This is a genomic window from Streptomyces sp. NBC_01017, assembly GCF_045162795.1.
In the GTDB taxonomy this organism is placed as follows: domain Bacteria; phylum Actinomycetota; class Actinomycetes; order Streptomycetales; family Streptomycetaceae; genus Streptomyces; species Streptomyces machairae.
This window is the reverse complement of the sequence record NZ_CP108683.1, coordinates 3,250,100-3,266,503: the sequence shown is the minus strand read 5'-3', so window position 1 is coordinate 3,266,503 and position 16,404 is coordinate 3,250,100. Positions and strand designations below refer to the sequence as shown.

16 protein-coding genes are annotated in these 16,404 nt (G+C 69.4%); 13 read left to right on the top strand and 3 right to left on the bottom strand.

The genetic code is table 11. The annotated features are described in order from the left end of the window. The first annotated feature begins 194 nt into the window (after nucleotides 1–194). From OG331_RS14950 to OG331_RS14935, 4 genes are all read left to right on the top strand, one after another. A complete protein-coding gene (locus OG331_RS14950) occupies nucleotides 195–848 on the top strand; it encodes a response regulator transcription factor (protein WP_009191109.1) in 654 nt (217 codons plus the stop codon). Nucleotides 849–854: 6 nt separating this feature from the next. Beyond that, complete coding sequence (locus tag OG331_RS14945) at nucleotides 855–2,108, top strand: sensor histidine kinase (protein ID WP_406196151.1); 1,254 nt, start codon at nucleotides 855–857, stop codon at nucleotides 2,106–2,108. A gap of 405 nt (nucleotides 2,109–2,513) precedes the next feature. Beyond that, nucleotides 2,514–2,810, top strand: coding sequence for a DUF4193 domain-containing protein (locus OG331_RS14940; protein ID WP_005481602.1), 297 nt, complete (start codon nucleotides 2,514–2,516; stop codon nucleotides 2,808–2,810). A 13-nt stretch (nucleotides 2,811–2,823) separates the two neighbouring features. Beyond that, a complete protein-coding gene (locus OG331_RS14935; RefSeq protein ID WP_406196148.1) occupies nucleotides 2,824–3,747 on the top strand; it encodes a hypothetical protein in 924 nt (307 codons plus the stop codon). Between the two features lie 110 nt (nucleotides 3,748–3,857). On the opposite strand, the gene OG331_RS14930 is transcribed toward OG331_RS14935, so the two are convergent. Next, nucleotides 3,858–4,319, bottom strand: coding sequence for a DUF3093 domain-containing protein (locus OG331_RS14930; RefSeq protein WP_328422484.1), 462 nt, complete (start codon nucleotides 4,317–4,319; stop codon nucleotides 3,858–3,860). 109 nt (nucleotides 4,320–4,428) lie between these two features. Between OG331_RS14930 and OG331_RS14925 the strand changes: the two genes are divergently transcribed. From OG331_RS14925 to OG331_RS14890, 8 genes are all read left to right on the top strand, one after another. Further along, nucleotides 4,429–4,962 (top strand): PaaI family thioesterase, encoded by a 534-nt coding sequence (locus OG331_RS14925; protein ID WP_406196146.1) that lies wholly within the window; start codon nucleotides 4,429–4,431, stop codon nucleotides 4,960–4,962. Beyond that, complete coding sequence (gene dut / locus OG331_RS14920; protein ID WP_328422480.1) at nucleotides 4,959–5,510, top strand: dUTP diphosphatase; 552 nt, start codon at nucleotides 4,959–4,961, stop codon at nucleotides 5,508–5,510. The genes OG331_RS14925 and dut overlap by 4 nt, the downstream gene beginning before the upstream one ends. 1 nt (nucleotide 5,511) lies before the next feature. After that, nucleotides 5,512–6,270: a DUF3710 domain-containing protein gene (locus tag OG331_RS14915; protein WP_406196143.1), complete on the top strand. Its 759-nt coding sequence runs from the start codon at nucleotides 5,512–5,514 to the stop codon at nucleotides 6,268–6,270. A 158-nt stretch (nucleotides 6,271–6,428) separates the two neighbouring features. Further along, nucleotides 6,429–7,595, top strand: coding sequence for an alginate lyase family protein (locus tag OG331_RS14910; protein ID WP_406196140.1), 1,167 nt, complete (start codon nucleotides 6,429–6,431; stop codon nucleotides 7,593–7,595). 139 nt (nucleotides 7,596–7,734) lie between these two features. Beyond that, nucleotides 7,735–10,311, top strand: coding sequence for a DUF4118 domain-containing protein (locus tag OG331_RS14905; RefSeq protein WP_406196137.1), 2,577 nt, complete (start codon nucleotides 7,735–7,737; stop codon nucleotides 10,309–10,311). Further along, the gene (locus OG331_RS14900) at nucleotides 10,305–11,024 is read left to right on the top strand and encodes a response regulator (protein ID WP_363031818.1); all 720 of its coding nucleotides are present in this window, start codon (nucleotides 10,305–10,307) and stop codon (nucleotides 11,022–11,024) included. Before OG331_RS14905 ends, OG331_RS14900 begins: the two co-directional genes overlap by 7 nt. 85 nt (nucleotides 11,025–11,109) lie before the next feature. Continuing rightward, nucleotides 11,110–11,508 carry an OB-fold nucleic acid binding domain-containing protein gene (locus tag OG331_RS14895; RefSeq protein WP_328878645.1) on the top strand — a complete coding sequence of 133 codons (399 nt, stop codon included), beginning with the start codon at nucleotides 11,110–11,112 and terminating at the stop codon, nucleotides 11,506–11,508. Between the two features lie 3 nt (nucleotides 11,509–11,511). Beyond that, a complete protein-coding gene (locus OG331_RS14890; RefSeq protein WP_406196134.1) occupies nucleotides 11,512–12,246 on the top strand; it encodes a DUF3159 domain-containing protein in 735 nt (244 codons plus the stop codon). A 172-nt stretch (nucleotides 12,247–12,418) separates the two neighbouring features. On the opposite strand, the gene OG331_RS14885 is transcribed toward OG331_RS14890, so the two are convergent. Continuing rightward, nucleotides 12,419–13,096 (bottom strand): TrkA family potassium uptake protein, encoded by a 678-nt coding sequence (locus tag OG331_RS14885; protein WP_062670424.1) that lies wholly within the window; start codon nucleotides 13,094–13,096, stop codon nucleotides 12,419–12,421. Then, nucleotides 13,096–13,767 carry a TrkA family potassium uptake protein gene (locus OG331_RS14880; protein WP_328422468.1) on the bottom strand — a complete coding sequence of 224 codons (672 nt, stop codon included), beginning with the start codon at nucleotides 13,765–13,767 and terminating at the stop codon, nucleotides 13,096–13,098. Before OG331_RS14880 ends, OG331_RS14885 begins: the two co-directional genes overlap by 1 nt. A 540-nt stretch (nucleotides 13,768–14,307) precedes the next feature. Here OG331_RS14880 and OG331_RS14875 point away from each other — a divergent pair. Further along, complete coding sequence (locus OG331_RS14875; RefSeq protein ID WP_406196131.1) at nucleotides 14,308–16,365, top strand: APC family permease; 2,058 nt, start codon at nucleotides 14,308–14,310, stop codon at nucleotides 16,363–16,365. Nucleotides 16,366–16,404 lie beyond the last annotated feature (39 nt).

The following is a 16,404-nucleotide window of genomic DNA, read 5'->3' as shown; positions in this document are numbered from 1 at the left end:
TCCGCGGAAACCTCAAGCGGAAGAGAAAATCTCGCATTCCCGGGCTTCACACCCGTCCTTCATGGCCCACTCACCCGTCTTACCGCCGACTTATGGCCGAAAAGGGCAGGATGGAGGCCAAGACACCCGACGAAGACCCCTGCCCGCGCGCGATGACACGCGCTACGCGGGTGGACACAGGAAGGACAAGCGACGTGCGCGTACTCGTCGTCGAGGACGAGCAACTGCTCGCCGATGCGGTGGCCACCGGACTGCGCCGGGAGGCCATGGCCGTCGACGTCGTGTACGACGGTGCGGCGGCCCTGGAGCGCATCGGCGTCAACGACTACGACGTGGTCGTCCTCGACCGCGACCTCCCCCTCGTGCACGGCGACGACGTCTGCCGCAGGATCGTCGAACTCGGCATGCCCACACGCGTGCTGATGCTCACGGCGTCGGGCGACGTCAGCGACCGTGTCGAGGGGCTGGAGATCGGCGCCGACGACTATCTGCCGAAGCCCTTCGCGTTCAGCGAGCTGACGGCACGCGTGCGTGCCCTCGGCCGCCGTACGAGCGTGCCGCTGCCGCCCGTCCTGGAGCGCGCCGGCATAAAGCTCGACCCCAATCGCCGCGAGGTCTTCCGCGACGGCAAGGAGGTGCAGCTGGCGCCGAAGGAGTTCGCCGTCCTGGAGGTGCTGATGCGCAGCGAGGGCGCGGTCGTCTCGGCCGAGCAGCTGCTGGAGAAGGCCTGGGACGAGAACACCGACCCGTTCACCAACGTGGTCCGGGTGACCGTCATGACGCTGCGCCGCAAGCTGGGAGAGCCGCCGGTAATCGTCACCGTCCCCGGTTCCGGCTACCGGATCTGATACCCCATGGCCACGACACCCGCGCCTCCCCAGGCGCCCCCGAAACCCACCTGGGCCCCCCGCAGGGCGGAGAACGTCTTCCCGTGGCTGCGCCCCACCATCCGGATACGGCTCACGTTGCTGTACGGCGGCATGTTCCTGATCGCCGGCATCCTGCTGCTGTCGATCATCTATCTGCTGGCCGCGCAGGCCATCAGCACGGGCAACCAGCCGCCGTTCAAGATCGTGAGCGCCAGTAACGAGATCAGGGTCGCGAGCGCCGACTGCCCCGCGGTCAACAACGCCAATGGCCTGCGGCTCGACGAGTTCAACGCCGCGATCAGCGACTGCATCGACCAACAGCGTCACATCGCCCTGGACAACCTCCTCAGCCGCTCCCTGCTGGCCCTCCTCGGCCTCGCGATCATCGCCTTCGCCTTCGGCTACGCCATGGCCGGCCGTGTCCTGTCGCCGCTGGGCCGGATCACCCGGACCGCGCGCGCGGTGGCGGGCTCGGACCTGTCCCGTCGTATCGAGCTGGACGGCCCGGACGACGAGCTGAAGGAGCTGGCCGACACCTTCGACGAGATGCTGGAGCGGTTGCAGCGGGCCTTCACCGCCCAGCAGCGCTTCGTCGGCAACGCCTCGCACGAGCTGCGCACCCCGCTCGCGATCAACCGCACGCTCCTCGAGGTGCACCTGTCGGACCCGGGCGCGCCGGTCGAGCTCCAGCAGCTCGGCAAGACGCTGCTGGCCACCAACGAGCGCAGCGAGCAGCTCGTCGAGGGCCTGCTGCTGCTCGCCCGCAGCGACAACCAGATCGTCGAGCGCAAACCGGTGGACCTCGCGGAGGTGGCCGAGCAGGCCGTCGACCAGGTGCACGCGGAGGCGCAGGCCAAGGGCGTGGAGATCCGCGGCGAGCAGAAGCCCGCCGTCGTCCAGGGCAACGGCGTGCTGCTGGAGCGGATCGCCCTGAACCTGGTGCAGAACGCCGTCCGGTACAACATCCCGGAGGGCGGCTGGGTCGAGGTCACCACCGAGGTCCAGCACGGGCAGGCGGTCCTGGTCGTCTCGAACACCGGGCCCGTGGTGCCGGCGTACGAGATCGACAACCTCTTCGAGCCGTTCCGGCGGCTGCGTACGGAGCGCACGGGCAGCGACAAGGGAGTGGGCCTGGGACTGTCCATCGTGCGGTCCGTGGCGCGGGCGCACGGTGGCCACATCTCGGCGCAACCACGCGAGGGCGGAGGTCTCGTGATGCGAGTGACCCTTCCGGTCTGAGAGCATGTGCGCCGACACCCGGCGGGTATTCGGGGATGTTCGCTTTGCGCGGAATTTTCTGGGCACCCGGTCGGCTGTTCCGTGTGTGATCGATCACAAGGGCGGTTTTCCGGCCATCTACTCTCCGTGATCATGTGCCTTGTCGGAAAGCCGGGAAAATCCGGGTTTTCGGGGGTCCTGATCACGGGAAGTACACGGTGAGACGCCTTTGAACTGCGGCATTGGGACCGTGTACGGTCCCGTTCGCCATCCAAGCCGATCACTCTTGAGGAGTTCGGTTGGGTGTCGATTGAGTAACAGACCTTGATGTGAGGCAAAATCTCCGCCTCGGGTCGGGCACAAGTCCGGCCTCTCACGCGTTACGTGCGCTGGAGACACCGCAGACACCCAGAGGGGGAGAGCGACATGGCAACGGATTACGACACCCCACGCAAGACCGACGACGACGTCGACTCGGACAGCCTTGAAGAGCTGAAGGCCAGGCGGAACGACAAGTCGACGTCCGCAGTGGACGTCGACGAGTTCGAGGCTGCCGAAGGCCTGGAGCTGCCCGGCGCAGACCTCTCGAATGAGGAGCTGGCCGTCCGGGTGCTGCCCAAGCAGCAGGACGAGTTCACCTGCATGAGCTGCTTCCTGGTTCACCACCGCAGCCAGCTGGCCCGGGAGAAGAACGGCCAGCCGATCTGCCGCGACTGCGACTGAGGTCGGGTCGGGCATGACTGGCTCGACCCCTCCTTGGAAGCGCCGCTTCCCCGCGCGGGGAGCGGACCAGGAGCCGTCCGACGGCTCGTACGGCGCGCGTGAAGGCGAGCGGGGCTCATCCGGTAAGGGAGCCTCGCTCGAACCGATGTCCGGGCCTGACCTCCCGGCATCGGTGGAGGTTCCCGCGTCCGTCGCGAAGCGGCGGGTCGCGGCACTCCGGGAAAGGGCCAGGGAAGGGGTCCGTAAGGGCGGCAGCCGCGCCAGGGCGGGCCTGGCGTACCTCGCCGACCGGATCATCGAGAACGCCCCGAGGATCCCCGTACGGGACCTCGCGACCCTGCGCCGGCACTTCCCGGGCCTCGGGCCCGAGCAACTCGCGGACAAACTCGTGGCGGGCGCCGCCAACGCGAGCTCCACGGTCGGCGCGGGAGTGGGCGCGGCGGCGATGCTGCCGGTGCCGCCCGCTATGCCGACGGAACTGGCCGCCGAGATCACCGGCGTGGCCGCGATCGAGCTGAAGATGATCGCCGAGCTGCACGAGGTGTACGGCGTACGCCCGCCCGGCAATCTCAAGGACCGCAGCACCGCGTATCTGTCCTCGTGGTCCGAGGAGCGCGGCATCGACCCGATGAAGCCTGCGACGATCAACGCCGCTCTCGGCGGGCAGATGAAGCGCGAGCTGCGTCAGCAGATCATGAAGCGCATGGTGCGGAACCTGCCGAACCTGATGCCCTTCATGGTGGGCGCCGCCGTCGGCGCGGTCATGAACCGCCGGGACACCAAGAAACTCGCGGCCCGCATTCGGGCCGACCTTCGCAAGGTCCAGGTCCCGTGGGACGAGCTGCCGGAACTGCCGTCCCTGGAGCGCCCGGCGCACCCGCTCGAGATGGGCGACATCCTGCGTGAAGCCCGGGGCAAGGAACTCGGAGGCGGCTGAGAACCGGCAGGCGGGACGCCCGAGAGAGGCCGTTCGGAATGCCGCGGCCAAACTTTTACGACGGCCAGGACAAGCCTTGACCAGGGCCGGTGACGGCCCGTTCTGGTGTGCTAGGCCGAGACCTTCGCAGCCTTGATCGCCTCCGCCAGCCGCTCCGGCTCACGGGTCGACAGGTAGAGGTACGGCGTCGGGTCCTCGGGGTCGGTGACCTCGACGCGAAGGGCCGTGGGGATGTAGGCGCGCAGCAGCAGGAAGGCCCGGGTGTCGGCCTTGTGGGTGCGCCAGGCACGGGCCTCCTCGGGGTCCAGCACGTGTGCCTCGCCCAGCGCCCGCACCGGAACCTTCGCTTCACCGGCGATCAGCGCGTCGCCCACCACGCGGATGCGGACCGAGCCGTACGAGCTGGCCATGACGGCCGCCGCGGCGGTGCCGCCGGCCAGGCCCACGAGCATGGGCAGCGTGCCGAACGGCAGCAGGATCAGGGCCAGGGAGAGCCCGACCAGGCACGAGACCAGCCACCAGGAGCGGGGCGCGGTGAGGCGTTCTTCGTACGGGGCGGCGGAGAGCTGCATGGAGCCAAGCTTGGCACGGTGTCCGGATACAGCCGACGCGCGGGTAAGGTCTGCGGCTGTGAATGGCATTTCCCCGTCTCTTAAGCCTCCGGCCGACGCCGTGAAACCGGTGCGGCATGCCGAGGCTCCCGCGCCCGGTGAGCTGCTCGGTGCGCACTACGGCGAGTGTTTCGGCTGCGGCGGCGAGCAGCCCCACGGGCTGCACCTGGCGGCACGGGCGGGTGACGGCGTCAGCATCACGGCCGAGTTCACCGTGCAGCCCGCCCATCAGGGCGCACCCGGACTGGCGCACGGCGGTGTCCTCGCGACCGCCCTCGACGAGACCCTCGGCTCGCTGAACTGGCTGCTGCGGACGATCGCCGTGACCGGACGGCTGGAGACCGACTTCGTACGGCCGGTTCCGGTGGGCACGGTCCTGTACCTGGAGGCCGAGGTGACGGCGGTGGCGGGCCGCAAGATCTACTCCACCGCCACCGGCCGGATCGGCGGCCCCGACGGGCCCGTCGCCGTCCGCGCCGACGCCCTCTTCATCGAGGTGAAGGTCGACCACTTCATCGACAACGGCCGCCCGGAGGAGATCCGGGCCGCCATGAACGACCCGGACCAGGTCCGGCGTGCCCGTGCCTTCGAGGTGAACCCGTGAGCCGTGAACCCCTCAACGTGCTGATCCGCCGGGTCGACCCGGACGTACCGCTTCCGACGTACGCGCTTCCCGGTGACGCGGGAGCCGATCTGCGCACCACCGAGAGCCGTGAACTCAAGCCGGGGGAACGGGCCGTACTGCCCACCGGGGTGTCTGTCGCCCTCCCGGAGGGGTACGCGGCCTTCGTGCACCCGCGTTCCGGTCTCGCCGCCCGCTGCGGTGTCGCCCTGGTGAATGCCCCGGGGACGGTTGATGCCGGGTACCGTGGGGAGATCAAGGTGATCGTGGTGAATCTCGACCCGCACGAGCCCGTGCGGTTCGAGCGCTTCGACCGGATTGCCCAACTGGTTGTCCAGCAGGTCGAGAGGGTTCGCTTCCAGGAGGTCGCGGAGCTTCCCGATTCGGCACGGGCCGAGGGGGGCTTCGGGTCCACCGGCGGGCATGCCGCGGTGGGCGAAACAAGCGATACAAGCGGTCAGGCCGCCGATGGCGGCGCTACGGGTGGGAATCGATACGCTTCGGTCGTATCCGACCGGGAAGGACAGTGACGTGTTCGGACGTCGCAACAAGAAGGGTGCCGCCGAGGACGCGGCGGGCGAGCCCGAGCAGGTCGTCGACATCGACACTGAGGCGGACGACGACGGTACGCGCGAGCGCGTACGGCTGGAGCCGGAACCGCGGCCCGACGGGCCCTGGGACAGCTCCGAGGTCCGTGAGCCCGGCGAGGGCCGGGTGGACCTGGGCGGCCTGTTGGTGCCGGGCGTCGACGGCATGGAACTGCGCGTGGAGGTCGCGGGTGACGCGATCGTCGCGGCCACCGTCGTGCTGCGCGACAGCGCCATTCAGTTGCAGGGCTTCGCCGCACCCAAGCGCGAGGGCATCTGGGGCGAGGTGCGCGAGGAGATCGGCTCGGGCATCACTCAGCAGGGTGGCATCATCGACGAGGTCGAGGGGCCGCTCGGCTGGGAGCTGCGGGCCCAGGTACCGGTTCAGCTGCCGGACGGCACGGGCGGTTTCCAGGTCGTGCGGTTCGTCGGTGTGGACGGACCCCGCTGGTTCCTGCGCGGTGTGATCTCGGGTCAGGGAGCCGTGCAGCCGCAGGCGGCCGGTCTGCTCGAGCAGATCTTCCGGGACACGGTCGTGGTGCGCGGCGAAGGCCCGATGGCCCCCCGTGACCCGATCGTCCTGCAACTGCCGACCGACGCCCAGATGGTCCCCGAGGGCGTGCAGCAGGAGGAGGCCGGTTCGCGCTTCTCCGGCGGCATGGGCCAGCTCCAGCGCGGACCGGAGATCACCGAGGTTCGCTGAGACTCACAGAGACATCAGGGCCGTACCCCTCAGGGGTGCGGCCCTTTCTCGTGCGTGAACTCTTGACGGTGCATTGGTCTGTACCTACCGTCTCGGCCCAACGCGCCGTTCATAAAGGCGCTTTACGTTCACATACGAGAACGGAAGGCCCCCCACGCATGCGCAGAACCGCACTCCTCGCGGCCGCGGCCGCCCTCGTCGCCGGTGTTCTCGCCTGGCCCGCCGACGCCGCTCCCACCACCTTCGCGCACCCCGGAGTCACCGTCTCCAAGGGGCAGTTGGACTTCACCCGCTCCAAGGTCAACGCCGGCGCCCAGCCCTGGAAGGGCGCCTTCGACCGGATGATGGCGAGCAAGTACGCCGATCTGAACCGCACCCCCAAGCCCCGCGCGGTCGTCGAGTGCGGTTCGTACTCGAACCCCAACTACGGCTGCACCGACGAGCGCGAGGACGCGATAGCCGCCTACACCCAGGCCCTCGCCTGGTACATCACCCGCGACGAGCGGCACGCGAAGAAGGCCATCGAGCTGATGGACGCCTGGTCGGCCACCATCAGGGACCACACCAACAGCAACGCGCCCCTGCAGACGGGCTGGGCCGGCTCGTCCTGGCCCAAGGCCGCCGAGATCATCAAGCACACGTACACCGGGAACTGGGCGAACTCCGGCCGGTTCGCCACCATGCTCCGCAATGTGTACCTGCCCGAGATCATCAACGGCTCCAACTCCAACGGCAACTGGGAGCTGTCGATGATGGAGGCCGCCGTCGGCATCTCCGTCTTCCTGGAGGACAAGGCGTCGTACGACAAGGCCATGGGGAAGTTCCGCACCCGAACCGCCGCGTATGTGTACCTGTCCTCGGACGGCGATCTGCCGAAGACCGTGCCGAGCCAGAACCTCAACACGCGCGAGAAGATCGTCAACTACTGGCAGGGGCAGTCCACCTTCGTCACCGGCCTCACTCAGGAGACCTGCCGCGACTTCACGCACACCGGCTACGGCATCTCCGCGATCTCGCACGTCGCGGAGACCAGCCGGATCCAGGGGCAGGACCTGTACGGCACCGACGTCGGCGAGCGGCTGCGGCACGCGCTCGGGTTCCAGGCCAAGTACGAGCTCGGTGAAGGCGTGCCCAGCTGGCTGTGCCGCGGCTCGCTGAAGCTCGGGCTCGGCCCGGTCACCGAGGTCGGGCACAACGCCCTGGCCAACCGTCTCGGCCATGCCATGACCAACACCGAGACGCTGAACACCCGCAACCGCCCGTCCGGCAGCAACAACCTCTTCGTGGCCTGGGAGACCCTCACGCACGCCGACAACCCCAGCTGAGTCCCCACGACGTACCTGGCGGGAGCGTCAGAGTTGCGTCAAAGACGCTCCCGCCGCCGCACCCGGACCCATTTGTCGCGAATATTGGCCGTAAGGTCGACGCTGCGCAGGCAGCAGTGGCCGGAACACAATGAGGAACATGGGACGCGGCAGGCTTCGGATCCATCTCGGTGCGGCACCGGGCGTCGGCAAGACGTACGCCATGCTGTCCGAGGCGCACCGGCGGGTGGAGCGGGGCACCGACTGCGTGGTCGCGTTCGTGGAGCACCACGGCCGGCCGCGCACCGAGGTGATGCTGCACGGGCTGGAGCAGATACGGCGCAAGGACCTGACGTACCGGGAGAGCGCCTTCACGGAGATGGACGTCGACGCCGTCCTGGCCCGGCATCCGCAGGTCGCGCTCGTCGACGAACTCGCCCACACCAACATCCCGGGGTCGCGCAACGCCAAGCGCTGGCAGGACGTGGAGGAGCTGCTCGCCGCCGGCATCGACGTGATATCGACCGTCAACATCCAGCACCTGGAGTCGCTGGGTGACGTCGTCGAGTCGATCACCGGCGTACGCCAGCAGGAGACAGTGCCGGACGAGGTGGTGCGCAGGGCCGACCAGATCGAACTGGTCGACATGTCGCCACAGGCGCTGCGGCGACGGATGGCGCACGGCAACATCTACCGGCCGGACAAGGTCGACGCGGCCCTGTCCAACTACTTCCGCCCCGGCAACCTGACCGCACTGCGCGAACTGGCGCTGCTCTGGGTGGCCGACCGGGTCGACGAGTATCTGAAGCAGTACCGCAGCGATCACCGGGTGTCGAAGATCTGGGGTTCGCGGGAACGGATCGTCGTGGGCCTGACCGGCGGCCCGGAAGGGCGGACGCTGATCCGCCGGGCCGCCCGGCTGGCGGAGAAGGGCGCCGGCGGCGAGGTGCTCGCCGTCTACATCGCCCGCAGCGACGGCCTGACCTCCGCCTCACCCAAGGAGCTGGCCGTACAGCGCACCCTCGTCGAGGACCTCGGCGGTACCTTCCACCACGTCGTCGGGGACGACATCCCGGCGGCCCTGCTGGCCTTCGCGCGCGGTGTGAACGCCACCCAGATCGTCCTCGGCTCCTCACGCCGCAAGAGCTGGCAGTACGTGTTCGGACCGGGTGTGGGCGTGACGGTGGCCCGGGAGTCGGGCCCCGACCTCGACGTGCACATCGTGACGCACGAGGAGGTCGCCAAGGGGCGTGGACTTCCCGTCGCCCGTGGGGCGCGCCTCGGCCGGGCGCGGATCATCTGGGGCTGGTTCACCGGCGTCGTCGGTCCCGTGCTGCTCACGCTGCTGCTGACCCATGTCGACGCCGACCTCGGTCTCGCCAACGACATGCTGCTGTTCCTGACCCTGACGGTGGGCGCCGCCCTGCTCGGCGGGCTCCTCCCGGCACTCGCGTCGGCGGCGGTCGGCTCACTGCTGCTGAACTGGTTCTTCACGCCGCCCGCCCACACACTGACCATCGCCAATCCGAAGAACCTGCTCGCGCTCGTGATCTTCGTCTTCGTGGCGGTGTCGGTCGCCTCCGTGGTCGACCTCGCCGCCCGGCGCACGCACCAGGCGGCACGTCTGCGCGCCGAGTCGGAGATCCTCTCCTTCCTCGCGGGCAACGTGCTGCGCGGCGAGACCGGCCTGGAGGACCTGCTGGAGCGGGTCCGCGAGACCTTCGGCATGGAGTCCGCGGCCCTGCTGGAGCGCGCGAGCGACGTCGACCCGTGGACGTGCGCGGGCCGGGTGGGCCTGGAACGGGCACTGCAGCGGCCCGAGGACGCGGACGTCGACGTGCCGGTCGGCGACCACATGGCACTCGCGCTGACCGGCCGGGTGCTGCCCGCCGAGGACCGACGGGTGCTCGCCGCCTTCGCCGCACAGGCCGCGGTCGTCCTGGACCGCCGCAGGCTCCAGGAGGAGGCCGACCAGGCCAAGGAGCTGGCCGAGGGCAACCGGATCCGCACGGCACTGCTCGCCGCCGTCAGCCACGACCTGCGTACGCCGCTCGCGGGCATCAAGGCGGCGGTCTCGTCGCTGCGGTCCGACGACGTGGCGTGGTCCGAGGAGGACGAGGCCGAGCTGCTGGAGGGCATCGAGGAGGGCGCCGACCGGCTCGACCACCTCGTGGGGAACCTCCTGGACATGTCCCGGCTGCAGACCGGCACGGTGACGCCGCTCATCCGCGAGATCGACCTCGACGAAGTGGTGCCGATGGCGCTCGGCGGGGTGCCGGAGGACAGCGTGGAGCTGGACATTCCGGAGACGCTGCCCATGGTCGCCGTGGACCCCGGGCTGCTGGAGCGGTCGGTGGCCAACCTGGTCGAGAACGCCGTCAAGTACAGCCCGGACGGCGGCCGGGTTCTCGTCGCCGCCAGCGCCATCGCCGAACGGGTCGAGGTCCGCGTGGTCGACCGCGGTCCCGGCGTGCCCGACGAGGCGAAGGAACGCATCTTCGCGCCCTTCCAGCGCTACGGCGACGCCCCGCGCGGGGCCGGAGTGGGGCTCGGGCTCGCGGTGGCCCGCGGCTTCGCCGAGGCGATGGGCGGCACGCTCAACGCCGAGGACACCCCGGGCGGCGGCCTCACCATGGTGCTCACGCTGCGGGCGGCAGGATCGCGCGCGGCGCTTCACGAAGAGGGGGGCGTGCCAGTGGAGCGCCCCGTGGAACCCGAAAGGCAGACCACATGCTGAGCCCGACCGGGGGGACCCCCCAGGCCCCCACGAGGGTACTGGTGATCGACGACGAGCCGCAGATCGTGCGCGCCCTCGTGATCAACCTCAAGGCCCGCAAGTACGAGGTCGACGCGGCCCACGACGGGGCCACCGCCCTCGAACTCGCGGCCACCCGCCACCCCGACGTGGTCGTCCTCGACCTCGGTCTGCCCGACATGGACGGCGTCGAGGTGATCCGCGGGCTGCGCGGCTGGACCCGGGTGCCGATCCTGGTGCTGTCCGCCCGGCACTCCTCCGACGAGAAGGTCGAGGCGCTGGACGCGGGCGCCGACGACTACGTCACCAAGCCCTTCGGCATGGACGAGCTGCTCGCCCGGCTCCGCGCCGCCGTCCGCCGCGCCGAGCCGGTCGGGCCCGGCGAGGACGACGTGACCACGGTGGAGACCGAGGCGTTCACCGTCGACCTGGCCGCGAAGAAGGTCAACCGGGGCGGGAAGGACGTACGCCTCACCCCCACCGAGTGGCATCTGCTGGAGGTGCTCGTCCGCAACACCGGGCGGCTCGTCAGCCAGAAACAGCTGCTCCAGGAGGTGTGGGGGCCGTCGTACGGGACGGAGACGAACTACCTGCGGGTGTACATGGCCCAGCTGCGCAGGAAGCTGGAGGGCGATCCGTCGCACCCCAGGCACTTCATCACGGAGCCCGGGATGGGGTACCGGTTCGAGAAGTGAGCCGCGGGGCGGTCGCCGAGGGGCCGGTTCGTGCGTCGGTACCGGGGGTACGAGAGTGTCGGTGCACCCCGGTAGGCTTCAAGACATGAGTGCTGTTCCTCGTTCGGAAAAGTCGGTGGGCCGGTTCCGGCGCATGCTCGACCGGCTCTCCTCGTCGCAGGAGGACCTGGAGTCCGAGGAGCTGCGTGAGGACGCCGAGACGACCGGCTGTACCAAGATCGGTGACTGCCGTGACCGACAGATAGTGACGGTTACTGGTACGTTGCGCACGGTCACCCTGCGGCCGCGTGCGGGAGTCCCCGCCCTGGAGGCCGAGCTGTTCGACGGCTCCGCCGCCCTGGACGTGGTGTGGCTCGGCAGGCGCTCCATAGTCGGGATAGAGCCGGGGCGCCGGCTGATCGCATCGGGCCGGGTCTCCATGAGCCGGGGCCGCCGGGTGCTGTTCAACCCGAAATACGAACTGAGACCCCTCGGACGGGAGTAGCCGGTGACGTCGCTCGACAAGCCGACTGAAGACACCACCGACACCACCGCAGACGCCGAGCAGAATGCCCGGGCGGTGACCGAGGCTGCGCTGTTCGAGGCCTTCGGCGGCATGCGCGGCATGATCGAGACGGTGCTGCCCGGTCTGCTCTTCGTCACCATCTACACGATCAACAAGGATCTGCACCTCTCGGCCATCGCCGCGCTTGCGGTGTCCCTGGTGCTGGTGGTGGTGCGCCTGGTGATGCGGGACACCATCAAGCACGCGTTCAGCGGCGTCTTCGGCGTCGCCTTCGGTGTCGTGTTCGCGATGATGACCGGCAACGCCAAGGACTTCTACCTGCCCGGCATGCTCTACACGCTGGGACTGGCGCTCGCGTACATCATCACGACCCTGTGCGGCGTGCCGTTGATCGGGCTGATCCTCGGGCCGGTGTTCAAGGAGAACCTCTCCTGGCGCACCCGCAATCCCGGGCGCAAGAAGGCGTACGCGAAGGCCAGTTGGGCATGGGGCCTGATCCTGCTCGCCAAGTGCGCGATCCTCTTCCCGCTGTACTGGTGGGCGGACACCACGCAGTTCGGCTGGGTCCTGATCGCCCTGAAGATTCCACCGTTCCTGCTGGCCGTGTGGCTGACGTGGGTCTTCCTGGCGAAGGCGCCCGCGCCGATCGACGTGTTCGCGGAGATGGAGGCGGAGGAGAAGGCCGAGCGGAAGGCTGCCGCCGGCTCGGGCGAGTAGTACCGGCGTCGGTGTGCCCCGTCCTGGGGGCTGCCGCCCCCAGACCCCCGCTGTCGGCCTGAACGGCCTCGTCCTCAAACGCCGGACGGGCTGATTTTGTCGGCCCTTGCCTCAAAGGCGGAGGGCGCCCTGTGATAGCCAGGGCGCCCTCCGTCGTCGTATGCCCGCTGGGTCAGCCCGCCGCGTCCTCGCGCCGCACCGACAGCAGGTCCTCCAGCTGCTCCTCCCTGGCCTGGGCGGCCACGAAGAGGAGTTCGTCGCCAGCTTCCAGGGAGTCCTCGCGGGACGGGGTGAGGACCCGGGTGCCGCGGATGATGGTCACCAGGGAGGTGTCCTGGGGCCATTCCACGTCGCCGACCTGGGTGCCGGCGAGGGCCGACTCCTCAGGGAGGGTCAGTTCGACGAGGTTGGCGTCGCCGTGGCTGAAGCGCAGCAGGCGGACCAGGTCGCCGACCGAGACCGCTTCCTCGACCAGGGCCGACATCAGACGGGGGGTGGAGACGGCCACGTCGACGCCCCAGGCCTCGTTGAACAGCCACTCGTTCTTGGGGTTGTTCACGCGGGCCACGACGCGCGGTACGCCGTACTCCGTCTTCGCCAGCAGGGAGACGACCAGGTTGACCTTGTCGTCGCCCGTCGCGGCGATCACCACGTTGCAGCGCTGGAGGGCTGCCTCGTCCAGCGACGTGATCTCGCAGGCGTCGGCCAGCAGCCACTCCGCCTGCGGGACGCGTTCGACCGAGATGGCGGTCGGCGCCTTGTCGATCAGAAGGACCTCGTGGCCGTTCTCCAGCAGTTCGCCCGCGATCGAGCGGCCCACCGCACCGGCACCGGCAATGGCGACCCTCATCAGTGACCGCCCTCCTCTTCGGGACCCTTGGCGAACGCCGCCTCGACCTTGTCGACCTCGTCGGTGCGCATCATGACGTGCACCAGGTCGCCCTCCTGCAGCACCGTCTGCGAGGTGGGCAGGATCGCCTCACCGAGCCGGGTCAGGAACGCGACGCGGACGCCCGTCTCCTCCTGCAGCCTGCTGATCTTGTGGCCCACCCAGTCCGTGGACGCGTGCACCTCGGCGAGCTGCACGCCGCCGGTGGGGTCACGCCACAGCGGCTCGGCGCCCGAGGGCAGCAGGCGGCGCAGCATCTGGTCGGCCGTCCAGCGGACGGTGGCCACGGTGGGGATGCCGAGGCGCTGATAGACCTCGGCGCGACGGGGGTCGTAGATCCGGGCCGCGACGTTCTCCACGCCGAACATCTCGCGGGCCACGCGCGCGGAGATGATGTTGGAGTTGTCACCGCTGGAGACGGCGGCGAAGGCGCCCGCCTCCTCGATGCCCGCCTCGCGCAGGGTGTCCTGGTCGAAGCCGACGCCGGTCACCCGGCGGCCTCCGAACCCGGGGCCCAGCCGGCGGAACGCGGTGGGGTCCTGGTCGATCACGGCGACCGTATGCCCTTGTTGCTCCAGGGTCTGGGCAAGAGCGGAGCCCACCCTTCCGCAACCCATGATGACGATGTGCACGGCGCTTACCCCGCACTCCTCGTGAGGCGTCTGACTTGCGTGAACGTGGTGCTCATATCCTTCTCTCGGTTCGCCGGGCAACAGGCGCGGGCCGGTCGGGGACCGCTGGGCAACATCATGCCGGGGAATCCCGTCGATGATCCCCCGCGGTACGGATCGTGGGCTCGCGTGTGCCTGCGTCCACCGTAACCTCCGGGTCCGACAGGCCGACCGGGGCGTCCCACCCCCTTCGCGCCCGCCCTGAGCGCCCGCCCGCTCAGCGGCGGTTGAAGCTGCGGAGGCTGGCCAGAGTCAGGACGCCGAGGCCGGCGAGCGAGACGAGGACTCCGACGAGCTGAGCGGTCGTCTGCGACATGAGGTCTCCCGGTGGTGATGAGCGTTCAGGCGGGGTGATGAGCGTTCAGGCGCAGGTCATGGAGGCATGGGGGCGCCGAACGGATCGGCGCAAGGCACGAGCGCGGCCCGGAATTCACCCCGGCGCCGCGCGTGATTTCACCCGGATGTGCTCCGGCCCAGGCAGGGGGCCTACGATTCTCTGTTGTGTCCAAACTGACCGACGTGCCCAAACGGATTCTGATCGGGCGCGCGCTGCGCAGTGACCGGCTGGCGGAAACGCTCCTGCCGAAGCGCATCGCACTGCCCGTCTTTGCCTCCGACCCGCTGTCCTCCGTGGCATACGCGCCCGGAGAAGTACTGCTGGTCCTCTCCATCGCGGGCGTGTCGGCGTACCACTTCAGCCCCTGGATCGCGGTCGCGGTCGTCGTGCTGATGTTCACCGTGGTCGCCTCCTACCGGCAGAACGTGCACGCCTACCCCAGCGGTGGCGGTGACTACGAGGTGGCGACCACCAACCTCGGCCCCAAGGCGGGCCTGACGGTCGCGAGCGCCCTGCTCGTCGACTACGTCCTGACCGTCGCCGTCTCCATCTCCTCCGGCATCGAGAACCTCGGCTCCGCGATCCCGTTCGTGGTCGAGCACAAGGTCGAGTGCGCCGCCGCGGTGATCCTGCTGCTGACGGTGATGAACCTGCGCGGCGTCCGGGAGTCCGGCGGCCTCTTCGCCATCCCGACGTACGTCTTCGTCGTGGGCGTCTTCATCATGATCGCGTGGGGCGCGTTCCGCGGGCTGATCCTCGACGACACCATGCGGGCACCCACGGCGTCGTACGAGATCAAGCCGGAGCACCAGGGGCTCGCGGGCTTCGCGCTCGTCTTCCTCCTGCTGCGCGCCTTCTCCTCCGGCTGTGCCGCGCTCACCGGTGTCGAGGCGATCTCCAACGGTGTGCCGGCCTTCCGCAAGCCCAAGTCGAAGAACGCGGCGACCACGCTCGCGATGATGGGCCTGCTGGCCGTCACCATGTTCTGCGGCATCATCGCGCTCGCCATGGTGACCAAGGTCCGCATGGCCGAGAACCCGGCCGTCGACCTGATCAAGGACGGCGTCGCGGTCGGCTCCGGCTATGTCCAGAACCCGGTGATCACCCAGGTCGCCGAGGCCGTCTTCGGCAAGGGCAGTTTCTTCTTCATCGTGCTCGCCGCGGCCACCGCGCTGGTGCTGTTCCTGGCGGCCAACACCGCCTACAACGGCTTCCCGGTGCTCGGCTCGATCCTCGCCCAGGACCGCTATCTGCCCCGGCAGCTGCACACCCGCGGCGACCGGCTCGCCTTCTCCAACGGCATCGTGCTGCTGGCGGGCGCGGCCATGCTGCTGGTGTGGGTCTACGGCGCCGACTCCACCCGCCTGATCCAGCTGTACATCGTCGGCGTGTTCGTCTCCTTCACGCTCAGCCAGACCGGCATGGTCCGCCACTGGAACCGCCTGCTGCGGACGGAGAAGGACCAGGCCAAGCGCCGCCACATGATCCGCTCCCGCGCGATCAACACCTTCGGTGCCTTCTTCACCGGCCTGGTCCTGATCGTCGTGCTCGTCACCAAGTTCACGCACGGCGCCTGGGTCGCGCTGCTCGGCATGGTCATCTTCTACGGCGTGATGACGGCGATCCGCCGCCACTACGACCACGTCTCCGAGGAACTCGCCGCCCCCGAGGGCCCGAGCGACGACAGCGTACGGCCGTCCCGCGTGCACTCGGTCGTCCTGGTCTCCAAGATCCACCGCCCGGCCCTGCGCGCCCTGGCCTACGCCAAGTTGATGCGCTCGGACACCCTGGAGGCGCTCAGCGTCAACGTCGACCCGGCGGAGACCAAGGCGCTGCGCGAGGAGTGGGAGCGGCGTGGGATCGACGTACCGCTGAAGGTGCTCGACTCGCCCTACCGCGAGATCACGCGGCCGATCATCGAGTACGTGAAGGGGCTGCGCAAGGAGTCCCCGCGCGACGCCGTGTCCGTGATCATCCCCGAGTACGTCGTCGGCCACTGGTACGAGCATCTGCTGCACAACCAGAGCGCACTGCGGCTGAAGGGCCGGCTGCTGTTCACGCCGGGCATCATGGTGACCTCGGTGCCCTACCAGCTCCAGTCGTCCGAGGCGGCGAAGGCGCGGGCCCGCAAGCGGCAGGACTGGAACGCACCGGGAGCGGTGCGGCGGGGGCCGGCCCAGGAACGGCCGAAGGAGCCCGCGGAGCCGGATGCCAAGCGCTGACGGGGCCCAGTGCTGACAGGGGCCCCAGCGTTGACGCGG

Coding starts and splice junctions, on each gene's coding strand:
- OG331_RS14945 (WP_406196151.1), top strand. CDS start 855: ATGGCCACGACACCCGCGCCTCCCCAGGCGCCCCCGAAACCCACCTGG.
- OG331_RS14940 (WP_005481602.1), top strand. CDS start 2,514: ATGGCAACGGATTACGACACCCCACGCAAGACCGACGACGACGTCGAC.
- OG331_RS14935 (WP_406196148.1), top strand. CDS start 2,824: ATGACTGGCTCGACCCCTCCTTGGAAGCGCCGCTTCCCCGCGCGGGGA.
- OG331_RS14930 (WP_328422484.1), bottom strand. CDS start 4,319: ATGCAGCTCTCCGCCGCCCCGTACGAAGAACGCCTCACCGCGCCCCGC.
- OG331_RS14910 (WP_406196140.1), top strand. CDS start 6,429: ATGCGCAGAACCGCACTCCTCGCGGCCGCGGCCGCCCTCGTCGCCGGT.
- OG331_RS14905 (WP_406196137.1), top strand. CDS start 7,735: ATGGGACGCGGCAGGCTTCGGATCCATCTCGGTGCGGCACCGGGCGTC.
- OG331_RS14900 (WP_363031818.1), top strand. CDS start 10,305: ATGCTGAGCCCGACCGGGGGGACCCCCCAGGCCCCCACGAGGGTACTG.
- OG331_RS14895 (WP_328878645.1), top strand. CDS start 11,110: ATGAGTGCTGTTCCTCGTTCGGAAAAGTCGGTGGGCCGGTTCCGGCGC.
- OG331_RS14885 (WP_062670424.1), bottom strand. CDS start 13,096: ATGAGGGTCGCCATTGCCGGTGCCGGTGCGGTGGGCCGCTCGATCGCG.